Consider the following 21,664-nt stretch of genomic DNA (forward strand, 5'->3'; position numbering starts at 1 on the left):
GTGCCGGAACGCTACCGCGCCCCCAACAGCCGCAGAAAGTCCCGGAAAGCGGCCGGCATGTCCACCGCGTCCGGCTCCAGCAGCCACTGGTACTGGAGCCCGTCCATCACGGCCGTCATCAGCGGCGCCGCCTGTTCCGGCGTCAGCCCGCCGGGCAGCCGGTCGCCGTACTCCGCCCGCAGGACGGCCGCCATCTCGGCCCGCACCTGGGCGTAGCGGCGGGTGAAGAACTCGCGCGCCGGGTGATCCTCCGTCACGCTCTCGCCGAGCAGCGCCGAGAAGGTCTGCACGATGCCCGGCCGCATCGCGTTGTACTCCACGAGGGAGACCAGCAGGTCGGGCCGCCAGCCCTCGCGCCCGCCGCTCCCGCCCGTGTCCCACTGGTCGCGCTCCTCCAGGACCGCGACGAGCAGCGCCTCCTTGGTGGGGAAGTAGTGCAGGAGCCCCTGCTGGGTCAGGCCGACCCGCTCGGCGACCGCGCCGAGCGACGCGCCCCGGTAGCCGCGTTCGGCGATCACTTCGAGGGCCGCGCGCACGATCTCCGCACGCCGTTCCTCACTCCTGGCCCTGGCCGCTGCCATTCTCGTACTCCGCTCCTCTGATAACGGAAAGATAACGAAACCTACCGCACTACAGGTAGTGGGCGCACCATGGGGCGTACCGCACGCACGCCGACACGGAGGTACGACAGTGACAGACGCGACCGGTAGCCGGTACGAGCCGGCCGTCGAGGCGGCACTCGGCAAGCTCGACCTCGACGCCAAGACCCGCCTCCTGGCCGGCCAGGACATGTGGACGCTGCCCGCCCTCCCCGAGATCGGCCTGACGTCGCTGGTCATGTCCGACGGCCCGATCGGCGTACGCGGGGTGCGCTGGACCGCCGACGACCCCTCCGTCGCCCTGCCGTCCCCCACCGCGCTCGCCGCCACCTGGGACCCCGCCCTCGCCCGCCGCGCCGGCCGGCTCCTCGCCCAGGAGGCCCGCCGCAAGGGCGTCCACGTCCTCCTCGCCCCCACCGTCAACCTCCACCGCTCACCCCTCGGCGGGCGCCACTTCGAGGCGTACAGCGAGGACCCCTACCTCACCGGCGCCATCGGCACCGGCTACGTCCTGGGCGTCCAGGACGGCGGCGTCGGCACCACCGTCAAGCACTTCGTCGCCAACGACGCCGAGACCGACCGCTTCACCGTGAACAACAAGATCGACGCTCGGCCGCTCCGGGAGCTCTATCTCGCCCCCTTCGAGGCGATCGTCACCAACGCCCGCCCCTGGGGCATCATGACCGCCTACAACCAGGTCAACGGCGCCACCATGACCGAGCACCACCACCTGGTGAACGAGGTGCTGCGCGGCGAGTGGGGCTTCGACGGCTTCAACGTCTCCGACTGGATGGCCGCCCGCGACACCAAGCGCGCCATCGAAGGCGGCCTGGACGTCGCCATGCCCGGCCCCCGCACCGTGTACGGCGAGGCCCTCGCCGCCGCCGTCCGCGCGGGCGAGGTCGACGAGACGGCCGTCGACGCGGCCGTACGCAACGTTCTGCGCCTCGCCGCCCGCGTCGGCGCCCTGGAGGGTGCCGGGCCCGTCGTCACCGCCTACCCGGCGCCTCTGGACGGCGACGCCCTCGCCCGCGAGGTCGCCCGCCGCTCCTTCGTCCTCGTACGGAACGAAGGTGCCCTCCCGCTGGCGCCGGGCGGGACCGTCGCCCTCCTCGGCGCCGCCGCCCGCGACGCCCGCGTCCTCGGCGGCGGCTCCGCCCAGGTCTTCCCCGACCACACCGTCTCCCCGCTCGACGGCCTCACCGCCGCCCTCCCCTCCGGCACGCTGACCTACGCCATCGGCGCCGAGCCCAGCGACGAGCTCGCCCCCGCCCGCCAGGGCTTCGAGCTGCGCGCCGTCTGCCGCGACGCCGGCGGCACCGTCATCGGCGCGGGCTCGCTGCCCAACGGCCAGGTCCAGTGGATCGGCGACGACCTGCCCGAGGGCGTCACCTACGAGAAGCTGCACAGCATCGAGATCACCGGCACCTTCACGCCCCGCGAGAGCGGCGAGCACGCCTTCGGCACGCGCGGCCTGGGCGCCTTCACCCTCACCGTCGCGGGCCGGACCCTCTACGACGGCGTCCAGGAGATGGGCGACGAGGCCGACCCGTTCGAGGCGTTCTTCGGCGCCCCGCTGGAGCGCGGCAAGGTCGCCCTCACCGAGGGCGTCCCCGTCGAGGTGTCCCTCCTCCACCCGCTCGACCAGGAGCACGCCGCGCCGCTGCCGGGCGTGATGTTCTCCTTCGTCCACCTCGGGCCGCGCCGCGACCCCGACGAGCTGATCGCCGAGGCCGCCGAGGCCGCCCGCGCCGCCGACACCGCCGTCGTGGTGGTCGCCACCACCGAGCGCGTCGAGTCCGAGGGCTTCGACCGCGCCGACCTGAAGCTGCCCGGCCGCCAGGACGACCTCGTACGGGCCGTCGCCGCCGCCAACCCGAACACCGTCGTGGTCGTCAACGCCGGCTCCCCGGTCGAGATGCCGTGGCGCGACGACGTCGCGGCCGTGCTGCTGAGCTGGTTCCCCGGCCAGGAGGGCGGCGCCGCGCTCGCCGACGTCCTCCTCGGTGCCGAGGAGCCCGGCGGCCGCCTGCCCACCACCTGGCCGGCCACCCTCGCCGACGCGCCCGTCACCGAGGTCACCCCCACGGACGGCGAACTCCACTACACCGAGGGCCTCTTCACCGGCTACCGCGCCTGGGACCGGGCCGGCACCACCCCCGCGTACCCCTTCGGGCACGGCCTCGGCTACACCACCTGGGAGTACGAGGCCCTGGAGCTGACCCCGGAGGGCGCCACCGTCCGCGTCCGCAACACCGGCTCCCGCCCCGGCCGCGAGACCGTCCAGCTGTACGTCGCACCCGTGGACGACCGGGTGGAGCGCCCGGCCCGCTGGCTCGCGGGATTCGCGAGCGTCGAGGCCGGCCCCGGCGAGAGTGCCGAGGCCGAGATCCCGCTCCCTAAGAGGGCGTTCGAGATCTGGGACGAGGCGACCGGCGCGTGGACGGCGATCCCGGGCACGTACGAGATCCGCGCCAGCCGCTCGCTCACCGACACCCGCCTGCGCGCCACGCTGACGGTCGAAGGAACGGACTAGCGGATCCCGAACGCGTACACGGTTTGTGACGCGTACACCTCGCCCGGCCGCAGGACCGTACTCGGGAACTCCGGCCGGTTCGGGGAGTCGGGGAAGGCCTGCGTCTCCAGGGCGACACCGTCGAGGTGGTCCGGCGCGTACACCTGGAGGCCCGGCTCCGTCGTACGGACCGTCAGCAGCCGGCCGGTCACCGGCGAGTACAGCTCGGCCGCCGGGCCGTCGACGCCACGGTCCAGGACGAAGTTGTGGTCCAGCCCCGTGCCCACCGGGCGTGACGTCCGGAAATCCAGCCGGGTGCCGTCCACCGTCGCGATCTCACCGGTCGGGATCGCGGCGTCGTCCAGCGGCGTGAAGTGCCCGGCGGCGAGCCGCATCTCGTGCGCACCGCCCAGGTTCCAGTACGTGTGGTTCGTCAGCGCCACCACCGTCGGCGCGTCCGTCACCGCCTCGTACGCGATCCGCAGCGCCCCCTCCGCGTCCAGGGTGTACGTGGCGGAGACCTCCAGCCGCCCGGGGAAGCCCTCCTCGCCGTCCGGGCTGACCCGCGACAGCCGCACCCCGCCGTCGACCGCCTCCGCGTCCCACACCCGCTTGTCGAACCCGCGCTCGCCGCCGTGCAGGCAGTTCGGGCCGCCGTTGCGCGCCAGCCGGTGCGTCCGCCCGTCCAGCGTGAACGACCCGCCGGCTATCCGGTTGGCGTACCGCCCCACCAGCGCCCCGAAGTACGGCCCCGGATCGGCCTCGTACCCGGCCGGGGAGCCGTACCCCAGCACCACGTTCGCGACGGCACCGTCCCGGTCGGGCACCTCCACCGACTGCACGATGCCGCCGTACGTCAGCACCCCCACCCGCGTGCCGCCCCGTTCCATGACCCAGCGGTGGACCGTCGTACCGTCGGCCAGCCGGCCGCCCGGTTCACATCGAGTTCTCATGCAGTGATGATGCGGTACGCGATCTCCGCCAGCCGCTCCTGGCCGTTCCTGCTCGGATGGAACCAGTCCCAGCGGCTGAGCTGCGCGCCCGTGAACCGGTGGTCGAACACCGCCCCGCCGTCGTACCGGCACAGCCGGTCCTCCGCACACACGTCACGGAGCACCTCGTTGTACGCCACCACCCGCTCGTACACCTCCTCGCGCCGCTCCCCGGCCGCCACGCCCAGGTCGTCGGCGTCGCCGAGCATCGACGCGCAGACGCCCAGCTTCCACACCTCCCTGCCGAGCGGGCTGCCCCGCCCGGTCGACCACAGCCGTTTCAGGTCGGGCACGCTCGCCACGTACACCTGGCTTTTCGGCGACACCTCGCGCAGCTCCCGCAACGCCTCCTCGAACGCGCCACGGAAGTCGGACACCGGCGTCATCAGCTCGGCGCTGTCCCGGCAGGCGTCGTTCGCGCCGACCATCACGGTCACCAGGCCCGGCTTCTTCGCGGCGGCCTTCGCCATCTGGCCCGGCAGTTCCGCCACCCGCGCCCCGGACCGGGCCAGGTTCCAGCTGCGGGCGGGCAGCGCCGACGGGCCCAGCAGGCGTCGCGCGAGGCTGTTCACCCGTACGTCGGTGCCGGTCGCCCAGGACGCCTCGGGGCAGTCGGCCAGCAGCCCGCACGCGTCGAACCCGCGCGTGATCGAATCGCCGACCGCCGCGACCGAGGCGGGGCTGCGGTCCCACGCGGGGGAGGGCCTGGGCGCGGGGCTCGCGGAGGCGCGCGGCGCCGCGCCCGGCCCGCGCTCCGGTTCCGCCTCGCACCCGGTGAGCGCCGCGCCCGAGAGCAGGGCGGCAGCCGCCGTCCACACGGCGAGAGTTCGTATACGGCCCCGTGGGCTGTCGGGCATCCGGTAGCCCTTTCGTCGGCGTCCTGGCGAGTGAAAGCTTGGTGTCAACGTCCCCCGGGCAGACCGTACGTCATCCCAAGCGCCCCGGCGCACGGTAGCTTTTCCCCGTCGAACCGTCAGGCGCCTTCGCCAACCGGCTCCGGTAAATTACATCACGTCACATGCTGTCCCTTTTGCGGAGTTTCACTCCCGATGCTGTTTACTGAGGCCGCTGGGAAAGGCGAACCTCGTCCCACACTGGAGGTCCCGGTGACGACACGTGGAGTCCTGTACGTACACTCCGCACCGCGCGCGCTGTGTCCGCACGTCGAATGGGCGGTGGCGGGCGTGCTCGGTGCGCGGGTCCAGCTCGACTGGATCAGGCAGCCGGCGTCCCCGGGCACCTGGAGAGCGGAGTTCTCCTGGCAGGGCGAACCGGGCACCGCCTCCAAGCTGGCCTCCGCGCTGCGCGGCTGGCAGATGCTCCGCTTCGAGGTCACCGCCGAGCCCTGCTCCACCGCCGAGGGCGAGCGCTACAGCGCCACGCCCGAGCTGGGCATCTTCCACGCGGTCACCGGCATCCACGGCGACATCCTGATCCCCGAGGACCGCCTGCGCGCCGCCCTCGCCCGCGCCGCCCGGGGCGAGACGCAGCTGGAGGCCGAGATCGCCAAGCTGCTGGGCAAGCCCTGGGACGACGAACTCGAACCCTTCCGCTACGCCGGCGAAGGCGCCCCGGTCCGCTGGCTCCACCAGGTCGTCTGACTCTTCACGCGCCGGACTCCGTCCGGCGGTCCCGGCACCGCGCCGCACCGCCCCACGGCGCGGGCGGGGCCGAGAGCTTGGGGGAGGCTCGGTCGCGGTTCCCGATTCCGTTTGGGGAGGCCGCCGGCCCTGTGGGGGTCCCCCTCTGGGGGAGAGCCGAGCCCGGAGGGGCCCCGCCCCCACCCACCGGCCTTGTGGCCACCGCGCCCCGATGCTGCCCGAACATGGGACTGGGCCCACCCCTCCAAGGGGTGGGCCCAGCGTCACAGCGCGACGTCACACCGTGCGGAACGCCAGCACCACGTTGTGCCCACCGAACCCGAACGAGTTGTTGATCGCGGCGATCGTGCCCTCGGGCAGCGCACGCGGCTCGCCGCGCACGATGTCCGCGTCGACCTCCTCGTCCAGGTCGTCGACGTTGATCGTCGGCGGGGCCGTGCGGTGGTGGAGGGCCAGCACCGTGGCGACGGTCTCGATACCGCCCGCGCCGCCCAGCAGGTGACCCGTCATCGACTTGGTCGCCGAGACCGCCACGTGGTCCAGTTCCTCGCCGAGCACCTTGCGCAGCGCCTTGACCTCCGCAACGTCACCCTGCGGGGTGGACGTGGCGTGGGCGTTGAGGTGCACGACCTCGGCCGGCTTCAGGTCGGTGGTGTCCAGCAGGTTCTGCAGGGCGGCGGCGATACCGCGACCCGTCGGCTCCGGCTGGGCGATGTGGTGGCTGTCGGCCGACAGGCCCTGGCCGAGCGCTTCGCAGTAGACCTTCGCGCCGCGCGCGGCGGCGTGCTCGGCCGACTCCAGGATGATGACACCGGCGCCCTCGCCGAGGACGAAGCCGTCCCGGCCCTTGTCGTAGGGGCGCGAGGCCTTCTCCGGCTCGTCGTTGTTCTTGGACATCGCCATCATGTTGGCGAACGCGGCGACCGGCAGCGGGTGGATCGCCGCCTCGGTGCCGCCCGCGACGACCACGTCGGCGCGGCCGGTGCGGATCATCTCGATGGCGTAGCCGATCGCCTCGGCGCCCGACGCGCACGCCGACACCGGGGTGTGGACGCCCGCGCGGGCGTTCACCTCCAGGCCGACGTTGGCGGAGGGGCTGTTGGGCATCAGCATCGGCACGGTGTGCGGGGAGACGCGGCGTACGCCCTTCTCCTTCAGCACGTCGTACTGGTCCAGCAGGGTCGTCACGCCGCCGATGCCGGAGGCGATGACCGCGCCGAGCCGCTCGGGCTCGACGGACGCGTCCTCGCCCGCCGCAGCGGTGAAGCCGGCGTCCGCCCACGCCTCACGTGCCGCGATCACGGCGAACTGCGCCGAGCGGTCCAGCTTGCGCGCCAGCGGGCGCGGCAGGACCTCGGCCGGGTCGACGGCCACGCGGGCCGCGATACGGACGGGCATGTCGGCGTAGCGGGCGTCGTCCAGGGGCTTGACGCCTGAGCGTCCCGCCAGCAGACCTTCCCAGGTCGAGGCGGAGTCGCCACCCAGCGGTGTGGTTGCGCCGATACCGGTGACGACCACGGTGCGATTGGTCGAGTTCACAGGAATTCTTTCTCCACGTGTATGAGGTATGCGGGGAATGCGGCGCCACCGCCGGGTGGCGATCCGATCAGGCCTGGTGCTTCAGGATGTAGTCGGCAGCGTCGCCGACCGTCTTGAGGTTCTTGACGTCCTCGTCCGGGATCTTGACGTCGAAGCGCTCTTCGGCGGCGACGACGACCTCGACCATGGAGAGCGAGTCGACGTCCAGGTCGTCGGTGAAGGACTTGCCCAGCTGGACGTCCTCGACCGGGATGCCGGCGATCTCGTTCACGATGTCGGCGAGACCGGCGACGATCTCTTCCTGAGTGGCGGCCATGTGGCGCTCCTTCGGTGTGTATCTCAGAGGTGTTTCTCAGAGGGTTTTTTGAGGCTGATCGTCCGGAGGGACCCGAACGGTGCCTAGGGGAGGGTAACGACCGTAGCGGCGTACACGAGACCCGCCCCGAAGCCGATGACGAGCGCGGTGTCACCGCTCTTCGCCTGACCGGTCGCCAGGAGCCGCTCCATCGCGAGCGGAATCGAGGCGGCCGAGGTGTTGCCGGTCGTCTCCACGTCACGGGCGACCGTGACGTGCTCCGGCAGCTTGAGAGTCTTCACCATCGAGTCGATGATCCGCATGTTGGCCTGATGCGGAATGAAGACGTCCAGGTCGGCCGCCGAGATGCCGGCCGCGTCCAGGGCCTGCTGGGCGACCTTCGCCATCTCGAAGACGGCCCAGCGGAACACCGCCTGGCCCTCCTGCGTGATGGCGGGGAACTTCTCGACCGTGCCGTCCCGGTAGTCGGTCCAGGCGACGGTCTGCTTGATGGTCTCGGACTTGTCGCCCTCGGAGCCCCACACGGTGGGGCCGATCGCCGGCTCCTTGGCGGGGCCGACGACGACCGCGCCCGCGCCGTCACCGAACAGGAAGGCCGTCGCCCGGTCCTCCAGGTCGGTCAGGTCGCTGAGCCGCTCGACGCCGATGACGAGCACGTACTCGGCGGAACCTTCCACCACCATGCCCTTGGCGAGGGTCAGGCCGTAGCCGAAGCCGGCGCAGCCCGCCGAGATGTCGAACGCGGCCGGCTTGTTGGCGCCGATCTTGTCCGCGATCTCGGTGGCGACGGCCGGGGTCTGCTTGAAGTGCGACACGGTGGAGACGATCACGCCACCGATCTGCTCGGGCGTGACTCCGGCGTCCGCGATGGCCTTGCCGGCCGCCTCGACCGACATCGCGGTCACGGTCTCCTCGGGGGAGGCCCAGTGGCGGGTGGCGATGCCGGAGCGCGAGCGGATCCACTCGTCGGACGAGTCGATCGTCTCCAGGATCACCTCGTTCGGCACCACACGGGTGGGCCGGTAGCCGCCCACACCCATGATGCGTGCGTACGGGGCGCCCTGACTGGGCTTGATCTTCGCCATGCTCTACGGCTCCTTGTCAGACGGCGGGCGTCGCGTGCTCGGCGATGAGCGCACGGGCCGCCTCGAGGTCGTCCGGCGTCTTCAGGGCGACCGTCTTGACGCCCTTCAGGGCGCGCTTGGCGATACCGGTGAGCGTGCCGCCGGGGCACACCTCGACCAGGCCCGTCACGCCGAGCCGCTGGAACGTTTCCATGCACAGGTCCCAGCGGACGGGGTTGGCGACCTGGCCCACCAGGCGGGCGACGACATCGGCGCCCGTGGCGACGGGCTGCCCGTCCTTGTTCGAGACGTACGTCACCGTGGGGTCGGCGACCGTGAGGCCGTCGGCGGCCTTCTGGAGCGTGGCGACCGCGGGCGCCATGTGGTGCGTGTGGAACGCGCCGGCGACCTTGAGCGGCACCACGCGGCGTACGCCCTCGGGCTTGTCCGCCTCCAGCGCCGCGAGCTGCTCCATGGTGCCGGCGGCGACGATCTGGCCGGCGCCGTTGACGTTCGCCGGGGTCAGGCCCAGCTTCTCCAGGTGCGGGACGGTGACCTCCGGCTCACCGCCGAGCAGCGCCGACATGCCGGTCTCGGTGACGGCGGCGGCCTCGGCCATCGCCAGACCCCGGGTCCGTACGAAGCCGAGCGCGGCCGTGTCGTCGAGGACGCCGGCGAACGCGGCCGCCGTGATCTCGCCGACGCTGTGGCCGGCGACGGCGTCCGGGACGATGTCGCCGAGCGCGGCGGCGGACAGCAGACCGGCCGCGACCAGCAGCGGCTGGGCCACCGCCGTGTCACGGATCGCGTCTTCGTCGGCCTCGGTGCCGTAGTGGACGAGGTCGAGCCCGATGGCGTCGGACCACGCGGCGACGCGGTCGGCGGCACCGGGGAGGTCGAGCCAGGGAGTCAGGAAGCCGGGCGTCTGAGCGCCTTGGCCGGGAGCGACGAGTACGAGCACCCTCACACTCTCTCTTGTGGACGGCTCCCACCGCCCGTGGGGACAGGGACGAAGAACCGTCAGGGGAATTGTTGGTGTCCGACAAAAGTCTAGGACTGGGGATCTCCGTCGGCCAGACGCCCCAGGATCAGCGCGACCCGCAGCGTGAACGCGGAACGCACATCGGACGGCGACCATCCGGTGACGTCGGTCACACGTCGAAGCCGGTAGCGCACGGTATTGGGATGCACAAAGAGCATCCGGGCCGCGCCCTCCAGGCTGCTCGCCTGCTCAAGGTAGACGCTCAGCGTCTCCAGCAGCGCCGAGCCCGCCTCCTCCAGCGGTCTGTAGATCTCCTCCACCAGCTGCTCGCGGGCCGACGGGTCACCGGCCATCGCGCGCTCCGGCAGGAGATCGTCCGCCAGCACCGGCCGAGGCGCGTCCTGCCAGGCCGAGCACGCCTTGAGGCCCGCCGCCGCGGCCTGCGCGGACCGGGTCGCCGCCAGCAGGTCCGGCACGATCGGCCCGGCGACCACCGGCCCGGCGGCGTACGGGCCGATCAGCGACTTGGCCACCTGGAGCGGGTTGTCGCTGCCGCCCGCGATGACGACCAGCCGGTCGCCGAGCACCCCGGTGAGCACCTGGAGCTTGGCGTGCCGGGCCGCGCGCCGGATCGCCTCGACGGTCAGCTCGCTGTCACCGTCCGGCGCCGTGCCCAGGATCACGCACACGTGCTCCGGCGAATTCCAGCCGAGGGCGGCCGCCCGCGAGACGGCGCCCTCGTCGGCCTCCCCGGACAGCACCGCGTTGACCACCAGGGACTCCAGCCGGGCGTCCCACGCGCCGCGCGCCTCGGCGGCCTGCGCGTACACCTGGGCCGTCGCGAACGCGATCTCCCGGGCGTACACCAGCAGCGCCTCGCGCAGCACCGACTCGTCACCCGGGGCGGCGACCTCCTCGATCGCCGACTCCATGACCTCGATGGTGGTGCGCACCATCTCCACGGTCTGGCGCAGCGTGATCGCCCGGGTCAGCTCGCGCGGAGCCGTACCGAACACATCGGTCGAGATCGCTTGCGGGGTCTCCGGATGCCGGAACCACTCGGTGAACGCGGCGATACCGGCCTGGGCGACCAGGCCGATCCACGACCGGTTCTCCGGAGGCATCGCCCGGTACCAGGGCAGCGTCTCGTCCATGCGGGCAATGGCGCTCGCCGCGAGGCGTCCGGAGGACTGCTCCAGGCGCTTCAGGGTGGCGGCATGGGGGTGGGCGTCGTTCGCTGCGGGTTCAGGCACGGGACAAGACTGCCTCATCAGGACGGGGGAGTGCGGCGCCGGGGCTACGGTGGTCCCGTGAGTTCCTGGCATCCGGACGGAGCGGCGGCCGCCGCGCGTCCCGTATCGGGCCCGTGGGCGTGGACCGTCCAGCGGGCCGCCGAGCGTTACCGCGGCGGTGAGGCCGCGGCCGGCATCGAGACCCTGCACGCCTTCTCCTTCGGGCGCTTCTACGACCCCGGCAACCTCCGCTTCGGCGCCGTCCTGGCCTGCAACGAGGAGCGGCTCGCACCCGGCTCGGGGTTCGACGAGCACCCCCACAGCCACACCGAGATCGTCACCTGGGTCGTCGAGGGCGAGCTCACCCACCGCGACTCGGCCGGCCACACCTCGCGCATCGGGCCCGGTGACGTACAACACCTCAGCGCGGCGGCCGGTGTCCGGCACGAGGAGCGCAACGACGGCGAGGACCCGCTGGTCTTCGTCCAGATGTGGCTGGCGCCGAAGGAACCGGGCGGCGACCCGTCGTACGACGTCGTGCGGGGCATCGCGGACGCCACGCCGTACGCCCTGCCCGCCGCCGGCGCCATGCTCCACGTACGCCGCCCGGCGGCCCCCGGCGAACGCGTCGCCGTCCCGGACGCCGCCTTCGTGTACGTCCACGTCGTGCGCGGCGCGGTGCGGCTCGGCGACGACGAGCTGGGCCCGGGGGACGCGGCCCGGATCACCGGCGCGGAGGGGCTGGAACTGGTCGCACGGGAGGCGGCCGAGGTGCTGCTGTGGGAGATGAGCGGCTGATGGCGGCGCGGGGCGCCGACACCGTGGGGGAGAACCGTTGAGCGACACCATCGTCGATACGCCGAGGAAGCCGGCGCCGCCCTCACCGCCCTCGGCCGGCTCGCCGTCGCCGGCGCGCCCCGGCGCGTGCCGGTGCCGCGCGCCCCGGTCCGGCGGGCGCCGCTAGCGCGCCGTGCCGGCCAGCTCCGCCAGCACCGCGTCCGTGAAGGGCGGCCACGCCTCGATCGCCCACGGGCCGAAGGCCCGGTCGGTCAGGGCCACGCACGCCGCGCCCGCGTCGGGGTCGATCCACAGGAACGTGCCCGACTGGCCGAAGTGCCCGAACGTACGCGGGGACGACGAAGCCCCCGTCCAGTGCGGCGACTTGCCGTCCCGGATCTCGAAGCCGAGGCCCCAGTCGTTGGGCCGCTGGTGACCGTACCCGGGCAGGATGCCCGTCAGCCCCGGGTGGACGACCGTCATGGCGTCCAGCACGGTGCGCGGGTCCAGCAGCCGCGGCGCCTGCACCTCGGCGGCGAACCGCACCAGGTCGTCGACCGTCGAGACGGCGTCCTTGGCGGGCGAGCCCTCCAGCGTGGTGGCCGTCATGCCCAGCGGCTCCAGCACCGCCTGGCGCAGGTACTCCGCGAACGGGATGTCGGTGGCCTTCGCGACATGGTCGGCCAGCACCTCGAACCCGGTGTTGGAGTAGATCCGCCGCGTGCCCGGGGCCGCCATGACCCGGTGCTCGTCGAACGCCAGCCCGGACGTGTGCGCGAGCAGGTGCCGTACGGTGGCGCCCTCCGGCCCGGCCGGCTCGTCGAGCTCGACCGCGCCCTCCTCGTACGCCACGAGCACGGCGTACGCGGCGAGCGGTTTGGTCACCGACGCCAGCGGGAAGGGCCGGCCGGTCGGGCCGTGCGCCCCCACGACGGTGCCGTCCGCCCGCACCACGGCCGCCGCCGCGGTCTCCACCGGCCAGTTCTCGATCAACGCCACGCTTCGCATGCGTACGAGCGTATCTCCCCGGCAGGGCCTTGCTTGGAGTGCACTCCAAGGTCCTAGCGTGGAGGCCATGACGGTGATCGAGAGCACTCCCGTACGGACCGAGCGCCCGGGCGTCTGCCCGTCCGCGCCGCACCCGCACCCGCGACCCGACGGGCAGGACCGCTACACGATCGGCGAGGTGTCGGCCTGGACCGGGCTCACCGCGCACACCCTGCGCTGGTACGAGCGGATCGGGCTGATGCCGCACGTCGACCGCTCCCACACCGGTCAGCGGCGCTTCACCAACAAGGACCTGGACTGGCTCACCTTCGTCGGCAAACTGCGGCTGACCGGCATGCCGGTGGCGGACATGGTGCGCTACGCCGAGCTGGTGCGGCGGGGCGAGCACACCTGCGAGGAGCGGCAGGAGCTGCTGGAGGCCACGCGGCGGGACGTGCGGTCCCGGATCGCCGAGCTCCAGGACACGCTCGCCGTGCTCGACTACAAGATCGACCATTACGCGGGTGCCCGGCGGGCCCCGGAGAGGACCACATGAGCGGCATCGAGAAGATCGCGACGGTACGCCTCGGCACGGAAGGCCCCCTGGTGGGCGTCCAGGGCTTCGGCGCCATGGGCATCAGCGAGTTCTACGGCGACACCGACGAGGCTGCCGCCCGCGACACCCTGGACGCCGCGCTGGAGGTGGGCGTCTCGCTGATCGACACCGCCGACATCTACGGGCGGGGCGCCAACGAGGAGTTCCTCGCGCCGTTCGTCGCCGAGCACCGCGACGAGATCACCCTGGCCACGAAGTTCGGCATCGTACGCACCGACGACCCCATGTACCGGGGCGTCAGCAACGACCCCGCGTACCTCAGGTCGTGCGTCGAGGGCAGCCTGCGCCGCCTCGGCGTCGACGTCATCGACCTGTACTACATGCACCGCCGCGACCCCGCCGTGCCGCTCGCCGAAACCGTCGGTGTGATGGCCGAACTGGTGAAGGAGGGCAAGGTCAAGCACCTCGGCCTCAGCGAGGTGACCGGCCCCGAGCTGCGCGAGGCGCACGCCGTGCACCCGATCGCCGCCCTGCAGTCGGAGTGGTCGCTGTTCTCCCGGGACGTGGAGCGCAGCGCCGTGGGCGCGGCGGCCGAGCTGGGCGTGGCGTTCGTGCCGTACTCGCCGCTCGGGCGCGGGTTCCTCACCGGGGCGTTCGCCGACGCGGCCAAGGACCTGTCGGGCAACGACTTCCGCAAGGCCCATCCGCGCTTCTCCGGCGAGAACGCCCAGCGGAACGTCGACCTGCTGAAGCCCGTCCGCGAGGTCGCGGAGGCGCACGGGGCGACGCCCGCGCAGATCGCGCTCGCGTGGGTCCAGCAGCGGGCGGCCGTGCACGGCCTGACCGTCGTGCCCATCCCGGGCACCCGCAAGCGCACCCGGCTGCTGGAGAACACCGAGGCCACCCGGATCACGCTCAGCGAGCAGGAGCTGGCGAAGCTGGAGCCGATCGCCGCGCAGGTGGCCGGCGACCGGTACCCGGACATGTCGTTCGCCTCCGCCTCCCGCGAGGTGTAGGGCCTAGCCCAGCGCGTACACCGCGAAGCCCGCCGCCAGCAGCCCCGCTGCCGAGCGGCGGGCGGCGCCCGCGTGCGTCCACGGGGCCTCGAACCCGCGCGCGTACCGCCCGATCAGCAGCAGCAGCCCCGCGAACAGCGGCAGCCACGCCAGCCGCGCCAGGATCCAGCCGAGCGTGTCGGGCGCGGTCGTCAGCCCCGGCACCGTACCGGCGAACGACGCGGGAACGGCCGCGGCCAGCATCGCCGTCTGGTGCCAGCACAGGATCGTCATCGCCGACAGGTTGACGACGACGACCGGCGCCCACAGGGCGGGCCGCCGCAGCAGCCGGCCCAGCCGGTCGCGCAGCAGGATCGCGGCGCCGCTCTGCGCGGCGGCGAGCGCGAGGACGAGCAGCGAGGGCGGGTGGGAGTTGGTACGGGCCTCGCCGGGGACGCCGACCATCGACGCGGGGTAGTGGAATGCGAGCAGGAGCGTCGCGAACAGGGCCGCGCCGCCGAGGAGCAGCGCCCACGCGTGCGTGGTGCGGGTCCTCTTCTCGCCCCAGGAGACGCCCAGTTGGTACGCGAAGAGCCAGCCGGGCAGGATGTTCAGCACGCTCAGCCAGGACGGCACGGCCTCGGCGTACGGGCCGTAGCGCAGGACGTCGACGACGGCGACCGAGGCGAGGAGCGGCGCTGCCGCCCAGGCGCCGAGCCGGCGGGCGGCGCGTACGCAGTACGGGGTCAGGGCCGTGACGACCGTGTAGACGCCGACGAACCACAGCGGCTGGACGACCAGTGTCGATCCGGTGCGCAACGTGTCGTCCGGGACACCGAGGGCGTACAGCACCGGGATCAGGACGGCCCAGACGGCGGTGACCCCGAGAACGGGACGGCCGAGCCGGGCGATCCGCCCCCTGAGCCACGCGCGCGTGGAGCCTTGGCGCCTGTGGTACGACAGGACGGACGCGTACCCGCCGACCAGGAAGAAGATCCCCAGCATCTGGAGCACCCAGCTGACCGGGGCGAAGAACCCGAAGGTGCTCAGCGGGCTGGCGTTGTGGATCGCCCCGTCGGCGTCGCGGGTGAAGCCGCCGAGGAGCCAGTGGCCGGTGGGGACGGCGAGCAGCGCGAGGGCGCGCAGTCCGTCGACGGCGCGGTCGCGGTGGGCGGGCGTGCGGGCCTCGATCCGTTCGGCGAGCTTCATCGGGCCTCTCCCCGGGCGATGGCGGCGAAGGTACGGAGGGACTGGGTGCCGGGCGCGAAGTAGCCGGTGTGGCCGTGGGCGTCGGCGGCGGGCACCCGGCGGGCGCCGAAGGCGGGATCGGCCGGGTCGGTGCCGTGGCCGAGGCCGAGGAGCTGGACGTTCGGCACCTTGGAGATCCAGTCGGACGGGTCCTTGGCGGCCCACACACGGGCGGTGGTGTCCAGCTCGGCGACGGTGCCGGCGCGCATGCCGGGGGAGCCGAGGACGACGAGGTCCCCGGCCTTGAGGCGCGGTGCGGCCAGGCCGCAGACGACGGAGCCGTAGCTGTGGCAGAAGACGGCGGGCGCGGGGGCGTCAACGGCCGCGAGCCCGTCGGTGAGCCGGGTCAGCCGCGCGGCACCGGCCTCGGCGAGGTCGCCGGTGGCGGCGTCGAGGCCCACGCCGACCGGCGTGGTGTAGCCGGCCCAGGCGATGACGGCGGTGTCCTTCGCCGCCGCCCGCAGCTGCCGCGCCATCCCGGCGGGGGTGCCGTACGGGTCGGTGGGGCGGTCGTACGTCCCGGCGTCGATGTCCGACCCGGGGACGACGACGGCGACGTGACGGCTGCGCTCCAGGTCCCCGTACACCTCGGCGACCTGGCCCCGGCCGCGCGGGTCGAACGCGAGGATCCGCCGCCCGTGCCCGGCGAGGTGCGCGAACCGGGCGTCGCGGCGCAGGGCGGTCGCGTTGGCCTCGTAGCGGAGGGCGACCGGGGCGCCGTCGAGGTTGCCGACGACGGTGGGGTGGCGGTGCGCGAGGCCTCGCTGCTGGGCGCCCGTCAGCGTGCGGAAGAACGCGGCGACTTCACGCGGCGTGGCGTGCGCCGGATCGGGCAGGGCCCGCCCCAGCGAGGTGTCGGCCCGCCACGCCTCGCTCCCCGGCGGCGGCCCGGTCACGGGACGCTGCCCGTTCCCGGCGGCCCATCCGGCGGTCCCGGTGACGACGGCCGCCGCGAGTGCGACGGTGGTCAGGGTCCTCTTCCAGCGATTGTTCCAGCGGTTGTTCCACCGGCTGTTCCTGCGGTTGTTCCAGCGGCGCATGACGCCCCCCTCTGCTTCCCTCGCCCTGTGCTGCGGCGAGAGGAAGGTAGGAGGACGGCCTATGAGGGGGCGTCACCCCGCGGAGCCAACCGCGGGGTGATACCGGAGTAGGGGGTGGGTCAGCCCTCAGGCATCGCCCGGGGTCACCAGCCCCGACTCGTACGCGAAGACGACCGCCTGCGCCCGGTCGCGGAGGTCCAGTTTCGACAGGACCCGGCCGATGTGGGTCTTCACCGTCTGCTCGGCCAGGATCAGGTGACCGGCGATCTCCTGGTTCGACAGGCCCCGGGCGATCAGCTCCAGGACCTCCGTCTCACGGGGCGTCAGGCCGTTCAGGCGCAGCGAGCGGTCCCGGCGCGGGGCCGGGCGGGAGGCGGCGAAGTCGGCGATCAGGCGGCGCGTCACGGACGGGGCCAGCAGCGCCTCGCCGGCCGCCACCACCCGTACCGCGGCGATCAGGTCGGCCGGCGGGGCGTCCTTGAGCAGGAAGCCGGACGCGCCGGCGCGCAGCGCCTCGTACACGTAGTCGTCCACGTCGAAGGTGGTGAGCATCAGCACCTTCGGCCGGTGGACGACGCCCGGTGGCGGCGACAGGATCTCGCGCGCCGCCGCCAGCCCGTCCATCTCCGGCATCCGCACGTCCATCAGCACGACGTCGGGATGGGCGGAACGGGCCACCGACACGCCTTCCCGCCCGTCCGGTGCCTCCCCCACCACGTCGATGTCGGGCTGCGCCGACAGCAGGGCGGCGAACCCCGCGCGCACCATGGCCTGGTCGTCGACGATGATCACGCGGATGGTCACGCGGGTTCCTCCGTAGCGAATGGGAGCCGGGCCGCGACCCGGAAGCCCCCGTCCGGCAGCGGCCCGGTGTCGAGGGTGCCGCCGGTCAACCGTACGCGCTCCCGCATACCGACGAGCCCGTGCCCGGTGCCGCTGCTCTCCAGGGGCGAACGCGCTTCGGCGGGCGGGCCGTTGACGACGAGCACCGTCAGCCGGCCGCCGTCCGACGACACCGACACGCGCGTCGCCGCACCGGGCGCGTGCCGCACCACGTTCGCGAGGGCCTCCTGCACGATCCGGTACGCGGACAGGTCCACCGCCTGCGGCACCGCGCCCAGGTCGGCCGGCATCGACAGCTCGGCCGGCACCCCCGCCCGTACCGTCGCCTCCACCAGCTGCTGGACCCGCGCCAGGCCGGGCTGGGGCGCCCGTTCGCCCTCCGTACCCTCACTGCGCAGCACCGCCAGCAGCCGCCGCATCTCGGTGAGGGACTCGCGGGCGGACGCGGCGATCGTCGAGAACTCCTCGCGCGCCGCCTCCGGCAGCCCCTCGATCCGGTACGGCGCCGAATCCGCCTGCACCGTGATCACCGACATGTGGTGGGCCACGACGTCGTGCAACTCGCGGGCGATCCGCGCCCGTTCCTCCAGCAGCGTGCGCCGGGCGCGCTCGGCCTCGCTGATCGTCTCCTGCTCGACCAGCCGCCGCTGGGCGTCCCCGCGTTCCCGCAGGGTCCCGGTGAGCAGCAGGACGGCCCCGCTCAGGATGAACAGCAGCAGGTGTACGCCGTCGCTGCGGGTGTCGGCCGGGAACAGCTCGAAGACGAACCCCGCCGCGCCCGTCACCAGCCACACGGCCAGCAGTGTCCGGCGCGGCTCGCGCAGCCCCACGGCCACCATCAGCGCCAGGTAGCCCACCACGATCATCGGCGTCCACGGCCAGGGCCGGCCGGCCACGCCGTCCGCGCCGAGCAGCACCAGCGCGCCCAGCACATCGGCGGCCATGACGATCCACCAGGCCTGGAGCGGCCGGGCCACGGCCAGCAGCAGCGGCGCGGTCTGGGCGGTCGCCAGGGCCCCGGCGACCGCGCCGTTCACCTCGTAGTCGTTGACGAGCACGGTCACGGTGACCGGCAGCAGCGACGCGACGAACGCGAAGGCGACGGCGTACGGAAGCAGGCGGAGCCACCGCGACGACGCCTGCGCGAGCAGCGGCGCGCCGGGCCCGGCGGGCGTGGCGAGGGCGAGCCCGAGCACGCGCAGCGCGTCGCGCACACGTCGGGCGGTGGACGGGGAAGGGCTACTCATGACCCCGCCAGCCTAGGCACCGCGCGCCCACCCCGACGTCATACCCAGGTCCCGGCGCTGACGTCATACCCCGGTACGACACCCCCTGCCGGGTCGGGCGGGACGCCCTGCCTGACGTCACCCTGACGTCACCCTGACGTCACCCCGACGTCCACGCGGCCCGGCCCCGGCGCCGCCCCCAGTCTCGTGGGGCCACCCGCCGGTACTGGCGGGCCGCGGGAGAAGCGCGCCTGGCCCGCCCGGCGCCCGCCCGGCGAACCGGCCGACTCGCGCGGCCCAGCGCGCCGCGCACGAGCACGGAGCCCGGCGGACAACCGGCCCCGGCCCGTAGCGGACGCGGGCGGCGGCCGTGCTCTGTGACCGGTGCGGGCAACGGCCTGTGTCCCTGGCGGGACGTGGGCAACGGCCTCCGTTTCTGGGCGGTGCGGGCAACGGCCTGTGTCCCTGGCGGGACGTGGGCAACGGCCTCCGTTCCTGGGCGGTGCGGGCAACCGCCTTTGTCCCCGGCCCGGACGCGGCAACCGCCTTCGTCCCTCGCCGGACGCGGGTAACCGCCCGGTCCGTGAGCCGAGGCGGGTGCGGCCTCCGGCGCCCGCACCCGGCGGGGCCGGGACGGTTCGCTGCCGCCGCGGGCGAGCCCTGGGGCGGCGGGCGTCCGCGTCCCCCGCTGTCCCCACCGTCCGGCGCCCGGTCGGGCGGCGCGGGGCGGGGGCGCGGGGCGCGGGGCCGCCGGGCGGCCGGCGCGGGGTTACAGCTCCGCCAGCAGCTGGGCCTTCTTCGCGGCGAACTCCTCGTCCGTCACCAGACCCGCCTGGTACAGCTCGCCCAGGTGCCGTATCCGCTCCGCGATGACCGCCGGGTCGCGGCCGGCCGTCACCGCGGCGGGGACCGGTACGGGGGCCGCGCCCGTGTCCCGTACCGCCGCGAGGACCGCGGCCGCGAACGGCAGCGACTCGTGCACCGGCCCGTAGCCGAGCCCGAAGACGACCGCCGCCGGGTCCTGGTCGGCCTGCGCCGGCTGGGCGTCGCCCGCGTGGCCGCGCCGCAGCAGCCGCAGGTGGCCGTCGAAGACGTCGGGTGAGCGCCACTCGACGCCGCTCAGCTCCCGTACGGAGAAGGTCTGGTCACCGGCCTTCCACTTGGCGGAGGACGCACCGGTCCAGAACCAGCGGAACGCCACCTGGCTCCCGTCGAAGGACGCCTTGCCGTCGTACGCCTTGAACTGCAGTGGCGCTTCCGGGGCGGTGACCAGGAAGCGGTCGGCCCGTTCGGCCGCCCCGGGGGCCAGTTGCGCCCGCAGTTCGTCCGCGTAGTACTCGGCGAGCGTCTCCCGCTCGGCCGGCAGGACCAGCCGGTAGGGGTCGCAGGCGTCCTTGAGCTGACCCGCGGCCGCCTCCATCAGCGGATCGGCGCCCGGTCTCGGCACCGCGTGCAGCACCACCGTGCCGCGTCTGCCCGGGGAGAGGGTCACCGACGCCAACGCTTCGTGCGGGATACGTCGCTCGCGCAGCGCCTGGTAGAGCTTCGGTGCGCGGATCCCCCGTTCGAAGCGGATGAGCACGGCGTCTGGTTCGAACTCCCAGGTGGCATGAATTCCGGCCAGCACATCACCCATGCGCCTCATCGTATGCGGCGTGCGCCCGCGCGTCGCCCCCGAAGAGTTGCGGGCTTCGGCGGCACCCCACGCACCTCTACGCGCGTCAGAGCGTCCGCGTACCGGAGATTCCGCCGCGGCAGGCCTCCGGGTCGCCCGCGCAGCGCACGGTGCGGTACGAGCCGACGCCTATGTCGGCGAAGTTGCGGAGGCTCTCCGTGCCGGGTTCGAAGTACCCGGCGTGCCCGACCGCACCCGCCGCCGACAGTACCCGCGCCCCGAACTCCGGGGTCACCGGATCGGCGCCGTGGCCCAGCCCGCCGACGTCCAGGTACGGCACGTCGGCGATCCAGTCGTCGGCGTCGCGCATGGCCCACACACGGGCGCGGGTGCCGAGCCCGGCGGCGGTCTCGGCGCGCATCCCGGGGCTTCCGGCCACCGCGACGTCGGCGACCCGGGCGGGCAGCCGGCGGGCGGCGACCCCGCACACCACGGAGCCGTAGCTGTGGCAGAACAGCGCCACCCGCGAGTCGCCGGGCAGCGCGCCGGCGAGGGACACGAGCCGGGCCGCCCCGCTCTCGGCGAGCCGCCCGATGGCCGCGTCCATGCCGACGCCGACGGGCGCGGTGTAGTCGGCCCAGGCGATGACGGCGGTACGGGTGGTGGGCGCGGCGGCGCGTTCGGCGGCGTACAGGGATTCGGCCATTCCGGCGGGGGCCGTGTACTTGCGGGCGGTCTTCTCGAACGTCAGCAGGTTGGTGTCGACGCCCGGGACGACGACGGAGACGTGCCGCGCCCGGTCGAGGTCGCCGAAGACCTCGGCGACGCGGCCCTTGCCGGACGGGTCGAAGGCGAGGATCTGCCGGTCCTCCCGCAACAGGGAGGCGAACCGGTGCGAGCGGCGGAGGGCCTCCTGGTGGCCGTCGGGCGACAGCCGCTCGTCCGCCACGCGCTTGCGCTCGGCGTCGAGCGCGGCGCGCAGCGCGATCCGGTTGGCGCGGTAGCGGAGGGTGACGGGGGCGCCGTCGAGGTTGCCGACGACGAGCGGGTACTCGGCGGCGAGCCGGTGGCGCTGACCTTCCGTCAGGGAGCGGAAGAAGGCTGCGAGTACGGCAGGCGGCGACGCGGGATCGGGCAAGTCCGCCGTACCCGTCCGGCCTTCCCGCCAGGCGGCGAGCGCGGCCTCGCGCGGCTCTCCCGGCCCACGGTGGTGGCGGATCGCCGTCCAGCCGGTGGTCATGAGGAGGACGAAGACCACGGCGAGGGCGAGCAGCGCGCGCCACGCCTGGAGCGTGGGGGAGGAGTCGAAGGAAGTCACTGCGGGACACCCTAGGAGACACGTGAGGGGCGCCGCCAAGAGGGTGAGGTACATCACGCGTGAGGGTGGCCGTTCGGGGAAGCGTGATCACTCAGCGTGCGGGCGGGACGTACAGCGTGCGCGCGGGGGGCGTGCGCGTACGGCGGGCACGGAGCGTACGGCGGGCACGGCGCGTACGGCGGGCGCAGCGCGTACGGATGGCACGGCGGGCGCGGCGCG

Annotated in this window: 20 protein-coding genes; 5 read left to right on the forward strand and 15 right to left on the reverse strand. The window is 73.7% G+C overall.

What is annotated here, in order from left to right; all coding sequences use genetic code 11:
• Positions 1 to 11: 11 nt before the first annotated feature.
• Positions 12 to 581 carry a TetR/AcrR family transcriptional regulator gene (locus AMK26_RS03370; protein ID WP_073751705.1) on the reverse strand — a complete coding sequence of 190 codons (570 nt, stop codon included), beginning with the start codon at positions 579 to 581 and terminating at the stop codon, positions 12 to 14.
• 109 nt (positions 582 to 690) lie between these two features.
• Here AMK26_RS03370 and AMK26_RS03375 point away from each other — a divergent pair, with 109 nt between their 5' ends.
• Entirely contained in the window at positions 691 to 3,135 is a 2,445-nt protein-coding gene (locus AMK26_RS03375; RefSeq protein ID WP_073751707.1) for a beta-glucosidase, read from the forward strand.
• Here the strand turns inward: AMK26_RS03375 and AMK26_RS03380 are convergent.
• Complete coding sequence (locus tag AMK26_RS03380) at positions 3,132 to 4,067, reverse strand: aldose epimerase family protein (RefSeq protein WP_073751709.1); 936 nt, start codon at positions 4,065 to 4,067, stop codon at positions 3,132 to 3,134. The genes AMK26_RS03375 and AMK26_RS03380 overlap by 4 nt on opposite strands.
• Positions 4,064 to 4,963, reverse strand: coding sequence for a GDSL-type esterase/lipase family protein (locus tag AMK26_RS03385; RefSeq protein ID WP_073751711.1), 900 nt, complete (start codon positions 4,961 to 4,963; stop codon positions 4,064 to 4,066). The genes AMK26_RS03380 and AMK26_RS03385 overlap by 4 nt, the downstream gene beginning before the upstream one ends.
• A gap of 249 nt (positions 4,964 to 5,212) precedes the next feature.
• Between AMK26_RS03385 and AMK26_RS03390 the strand changes: the two genes are divergently transcribed.
• Positions 5,213 to 5,707: a DUF3145 domain-containing protein gene (locus tag AMK26_RS03390; RefSeq protein WP_073751713.1), complete on the forward strand. Its 495-nt coding sequence runs from the start codon at positions 5,213 to 5,215 to the stop codon at positions 5,705 to 5,707.
• A 276-nt stretch (positions 5,708 to 5,983) separates the two neighbouring features.
• Here AMK26_RS03390 and fabF read toward each other — a convergent pair whose 3' ends face one another.
• The 5 genes from fabF to AMK26_RS03415 all read right to left on the reverse strand — a co-directional run bounded on the left by fabF (position 5,984) and on the right by AMK26_RS03415 (position 10,879).
• Positions 5,984 to 7,246, reverse strand: coding sequence for a beta-ketoacyl-ACP synthase II (fabF, locus tag AMK26_RS03395; RefSeq protein ID WP_073751715.1), 1,263 nt, complete (start codon positions 7,244 to 7,246; stop codon positions 5,984 to 5,986).
• A gap of 67 nt (positions 7,247 to 7,313) precedes the next feature.
• Entirely contained in the window at positions 7,314 to 7,562 is a 249-nt protein-coding gene (locus AMK26_RS03400; RefSeq protein WP_073751717.1) for an acyl carrier protein, read from the reverse strand.
• A gap of 83 nt (positions 7,563 to 7,645) precedes the next feature.
• Complete coding sequence (locus AMK26_RS03405; RefSeq protein WP_073751718.1) at positions 7,646 to 8,647, reverse strand: ketoacyl-ACP synthase III; 1,002 nt, start codon at positions 8,645 to 8,647, stop codon at positions 7,646 to 7,648.
• Positions 8,648 to 8,663: 16 nt separating this feature from the next.
• Entirely contained in the window at positions 8,664 to 9,587 is a 924-nt protein-coding gene (locus AMK26_RS03410) for an ACP S-malonyltransferase (protein ID WP_073751720.1), read from the reverse strand.
• Between the two features lie 89 nt (positions 9,588 to 9,676).
• Complete coding sequence (locus tag AMK26_RS03415) at positions 9,677 to 10,879, reverse strand: PucR family transcriptional regulator (protein ID WP_073751722.1); 1,203 nt, start codon at positions 10,877 to 10,879, stop codon at positions 9,677 to 9,679.
• A 156-nt stretch (positions 10,880 to 11,035) separates the two neighbouring features.
• Between AMK26_RS03415 and AMK26_RS03420 the strand changes: the two genes are divergently transcribed.
• The gene (locus AMK26_RS03420) at positions 11,036 to 11,638 is read left to right on the forward strand and encodes a pirin family protein (protein WP_073752990.1); all 603 of its coding nucleotides are present in this window, start codon (positions 11,036 to 11,038) and stop codon (positions 11,636 to 11,638) included.
• A gap of 162 nt (positions 11,639 to 11,800) precedes the next feature.
• Here AMK26_RS03420 and AMK26_RS03425 read toward each other — a convergent pair whose 3' ends face one another.
• The gene (locus AMK26_RS03425; protein ID WP_073751723.1) at positions 11,801 to 12,625 is read right to left on the reverse strand and encodes a serine hydrolase domain-containing protein; all 825 of its coding nucleotides are present in this window, start codon (positions 12,623 to 12,625) and stop codon (positions 11,801 to 11,803) included.
• A gap of 67 nt (positions 12,626 to 12,692) precedes the next feature.
• On the opposite strand from AMK26_RS03425, the gene AMK26_RS03430 reads away from it, so the two are divergent.
• Positions 12,693 to 13,160 (forward strand): MerR family transcriptional regulator, encoded by a 468-nt coding sequence (locus tag AMK26_RS03430; RefSeq protein WP_073751725.1) that lies wholly within the window; start codon positions 12,693 to 12,695, stop codon positions 13,158 to 13,160.
• Positions 13,157 to 14,176 (forward strand): aldo/keto reductase, encoded by a 1,020-nt coding sequence (locus AMK26_RS03435; protein ID WP_073751727.1) that lies wholly within the window; start codon positions 13,157 to 13,159, stop codon positions 14,174 to 14,176. Before AMK26_RS03430 ends, AMK26_RS03435 begins: the two co-directional genes overlap by 4 nt.
• Before the next feature lie 3 nt (positions 14,177 to 14,179).
• Here AMK26_RS03435 and AMK26_RS03440 read toward each other — a convergent pair whose 3' ends face one another.
• The 6 genes from AMK26_RS03440 to AMK26_RS03465 form a co-directional block, all read right to left on the reverse strand.
• Entirely contained in the window at positions 14,180 to 15,364 is a 1,185-nt protein-coding gene (locus AMK26_RS03440; RefSeq protein WP_073751729.1) for an acyltransferase family protein, read from the reverse strand.
• Positions 15,361 to 16,443, reverse strand: coding sequence for an alpha/beta hydrolase (locus AMK26_RS03445; protein WP_073751740.1), 1,083 nt, complete (start codon positions 16,441 to 16,443; stop codon positions 15,361 to 15,363). The genes AMK26_RS03440 and AMK26_RS03445 overlap by 4 nt, the downstream gene beginning before the upstream one ends.
• Positions 16,444 to 16,569: 126 nt before the next feature.
• Positions 16,570 to 17,247 (reverse strand): response regulator, encoded by a 678-nt coding sequence (locus AMK26_RS03450; protein ID WP_073751742.1) that lies wholly within the window; start codon positions 17,245 to 17,247, stop codon positions 16,570 to 16,572.
• Positions 17,244 to 18,533 (reverse strand): sensor histidine kinase, encoded by a 1,290-nt coding sequence (locus AMK26_RS03455; RefSeq protein WP_073751744.1) that lies wholly within the window; start codon positions 18,531 to 18,533, stop codon positions 17,244 to 17,246. The genes AMK26_RS03450 and AMK26_RS03455 overlap by 4 nt, the downstream gene beginning before the upstream one ends.
• A 748-nt stretch (positions 18,534 to 19,281) precedes the next feature.
• Positions 19,282 to 20,148, reverse strand: coding sequence for a DUF4429 domain-containing protein (locus tag AMK26_RS03460; protein WP_198943980.1), 867 nt, complete (start codon positions 20,146 to 20,148; stop codon positions 19,282 to 19,284).
• Positions 20,149 to 20,233: 85 nt separating this feature from the next.
• Complete coding sequence (locus AMK26_RS03465; protein WP_073751748.1) at positions 20,234 to 21,445, reverse strand: alpha/beta hydrolase; 1,212 nt, start codon at positions 21,443 to 21,445, stop codon at positions 20,234 to 20,236.
• Positions 21,446 to 21,664: the final 219 nt, after the last annotated feature.

The sequence above is a fragment of the Streptomyces sp. CB03234 genome, from assembly GCF_001905885.1.
Lineage (GTDB): Bacteria > Actinomycetota > Actinomycetes > Streptomycetales > Streptomycetaceae > Streptomyces.

Bases quoted from the DNA above. Each gene is read 5' to 3' on its own strand.
- AMK26_RS03430 (WP_073751725.1), top strand. From the start codon at position 12,693: ATGACGGTGATCGAGAGCACTCCCGTACGGACCGAGCGCCCGGGCGTC.
- AMK26_RS03460 (WP_198943980.1), bottom strand. From the start codon at position 20,148: ATGGGTGATGTGCTGGCCGGAATTCATGCCACCTGGGAGTTCGAACCA.
- AMK26_RS03400 (WP_073751717.1), bottom strand. From the start codon at position 7,562: ATGGCCGCCACTCAGGAAGAGATCGTCGCCGGTCTCGCCGACATCGTG.
- AMK26_RS03385 (WP_073751711.1), bottom strand. From the start codon at position 4,963: ATGCCCGACAGCCCACGGGGCCGTATACGAACTCTCGCCGTGTGGACG.
- AMK26_RS03405 (WP_073751718.1), bottom strand. From the start codon at position 8,647: ATGGCGAAGATCAAGCCCAGTCAGGGCGCCCCGTACGCACGCATCATG.
- AMK26_RS03445 (WP_073751740.1), bottom strand. From the start codon at position 16,443: ATGCGCCGCTGGAACAACCGCAGGAACAGCCGGTGGAACAACCGCTGG.
- AMK26_RS03370 (WP_073751705.1), bottom strand. From the start codon at position 581: ATGGCAGCGGCCAGGGCCAGGAGTGAGGAACGGCGTGCGGAGATCGTG.
- AMK26_RS03435 (WP_073751727.1), top strand. From the start codon at position 13,157: ATGAGCGGCATCGAGAAGATCGCGACGGTACGCCTCGGCACGGAAGGC.
- AMK26_RS03440 (WP_073751729.1), bottom strand. From the start codon at position 15,364: ATGAAGCTCGCCGAACGGATCGAGGCCCGCACGCCCGCCCACCGCGAC.
- AMK26_RS03425 (WP_073751723.1), bottom strand. From the start codon at position 12,625: ATGCGAAGCGTGGCGTTGATCGAGAACTGGCCGGTGGAGACCGCGGCG.
- AMK26_RS03380 (WP_073751709.1), bottom strand. From the start codon at position 4,067: ATGAGAACTCGATGTGAACCGGGCGGCCGGCTGGCCGACGGTACGACG.
- AMK26_RS03455 (WP_073751744.1), bottom strand. From the start codon at position 18,533: ATGAGTAGCCCTTCCCCGTCCACCGCCCGACGTGTGCGCGACGCGCTG.
- AMK26_RS03415 (WP_073751722.1), bottom strand. From the start codon at position 10,879: ATGAGGCAGTCTTGTCCCGTGCCTGAACCCGCAGCGAACGACGCCCAC.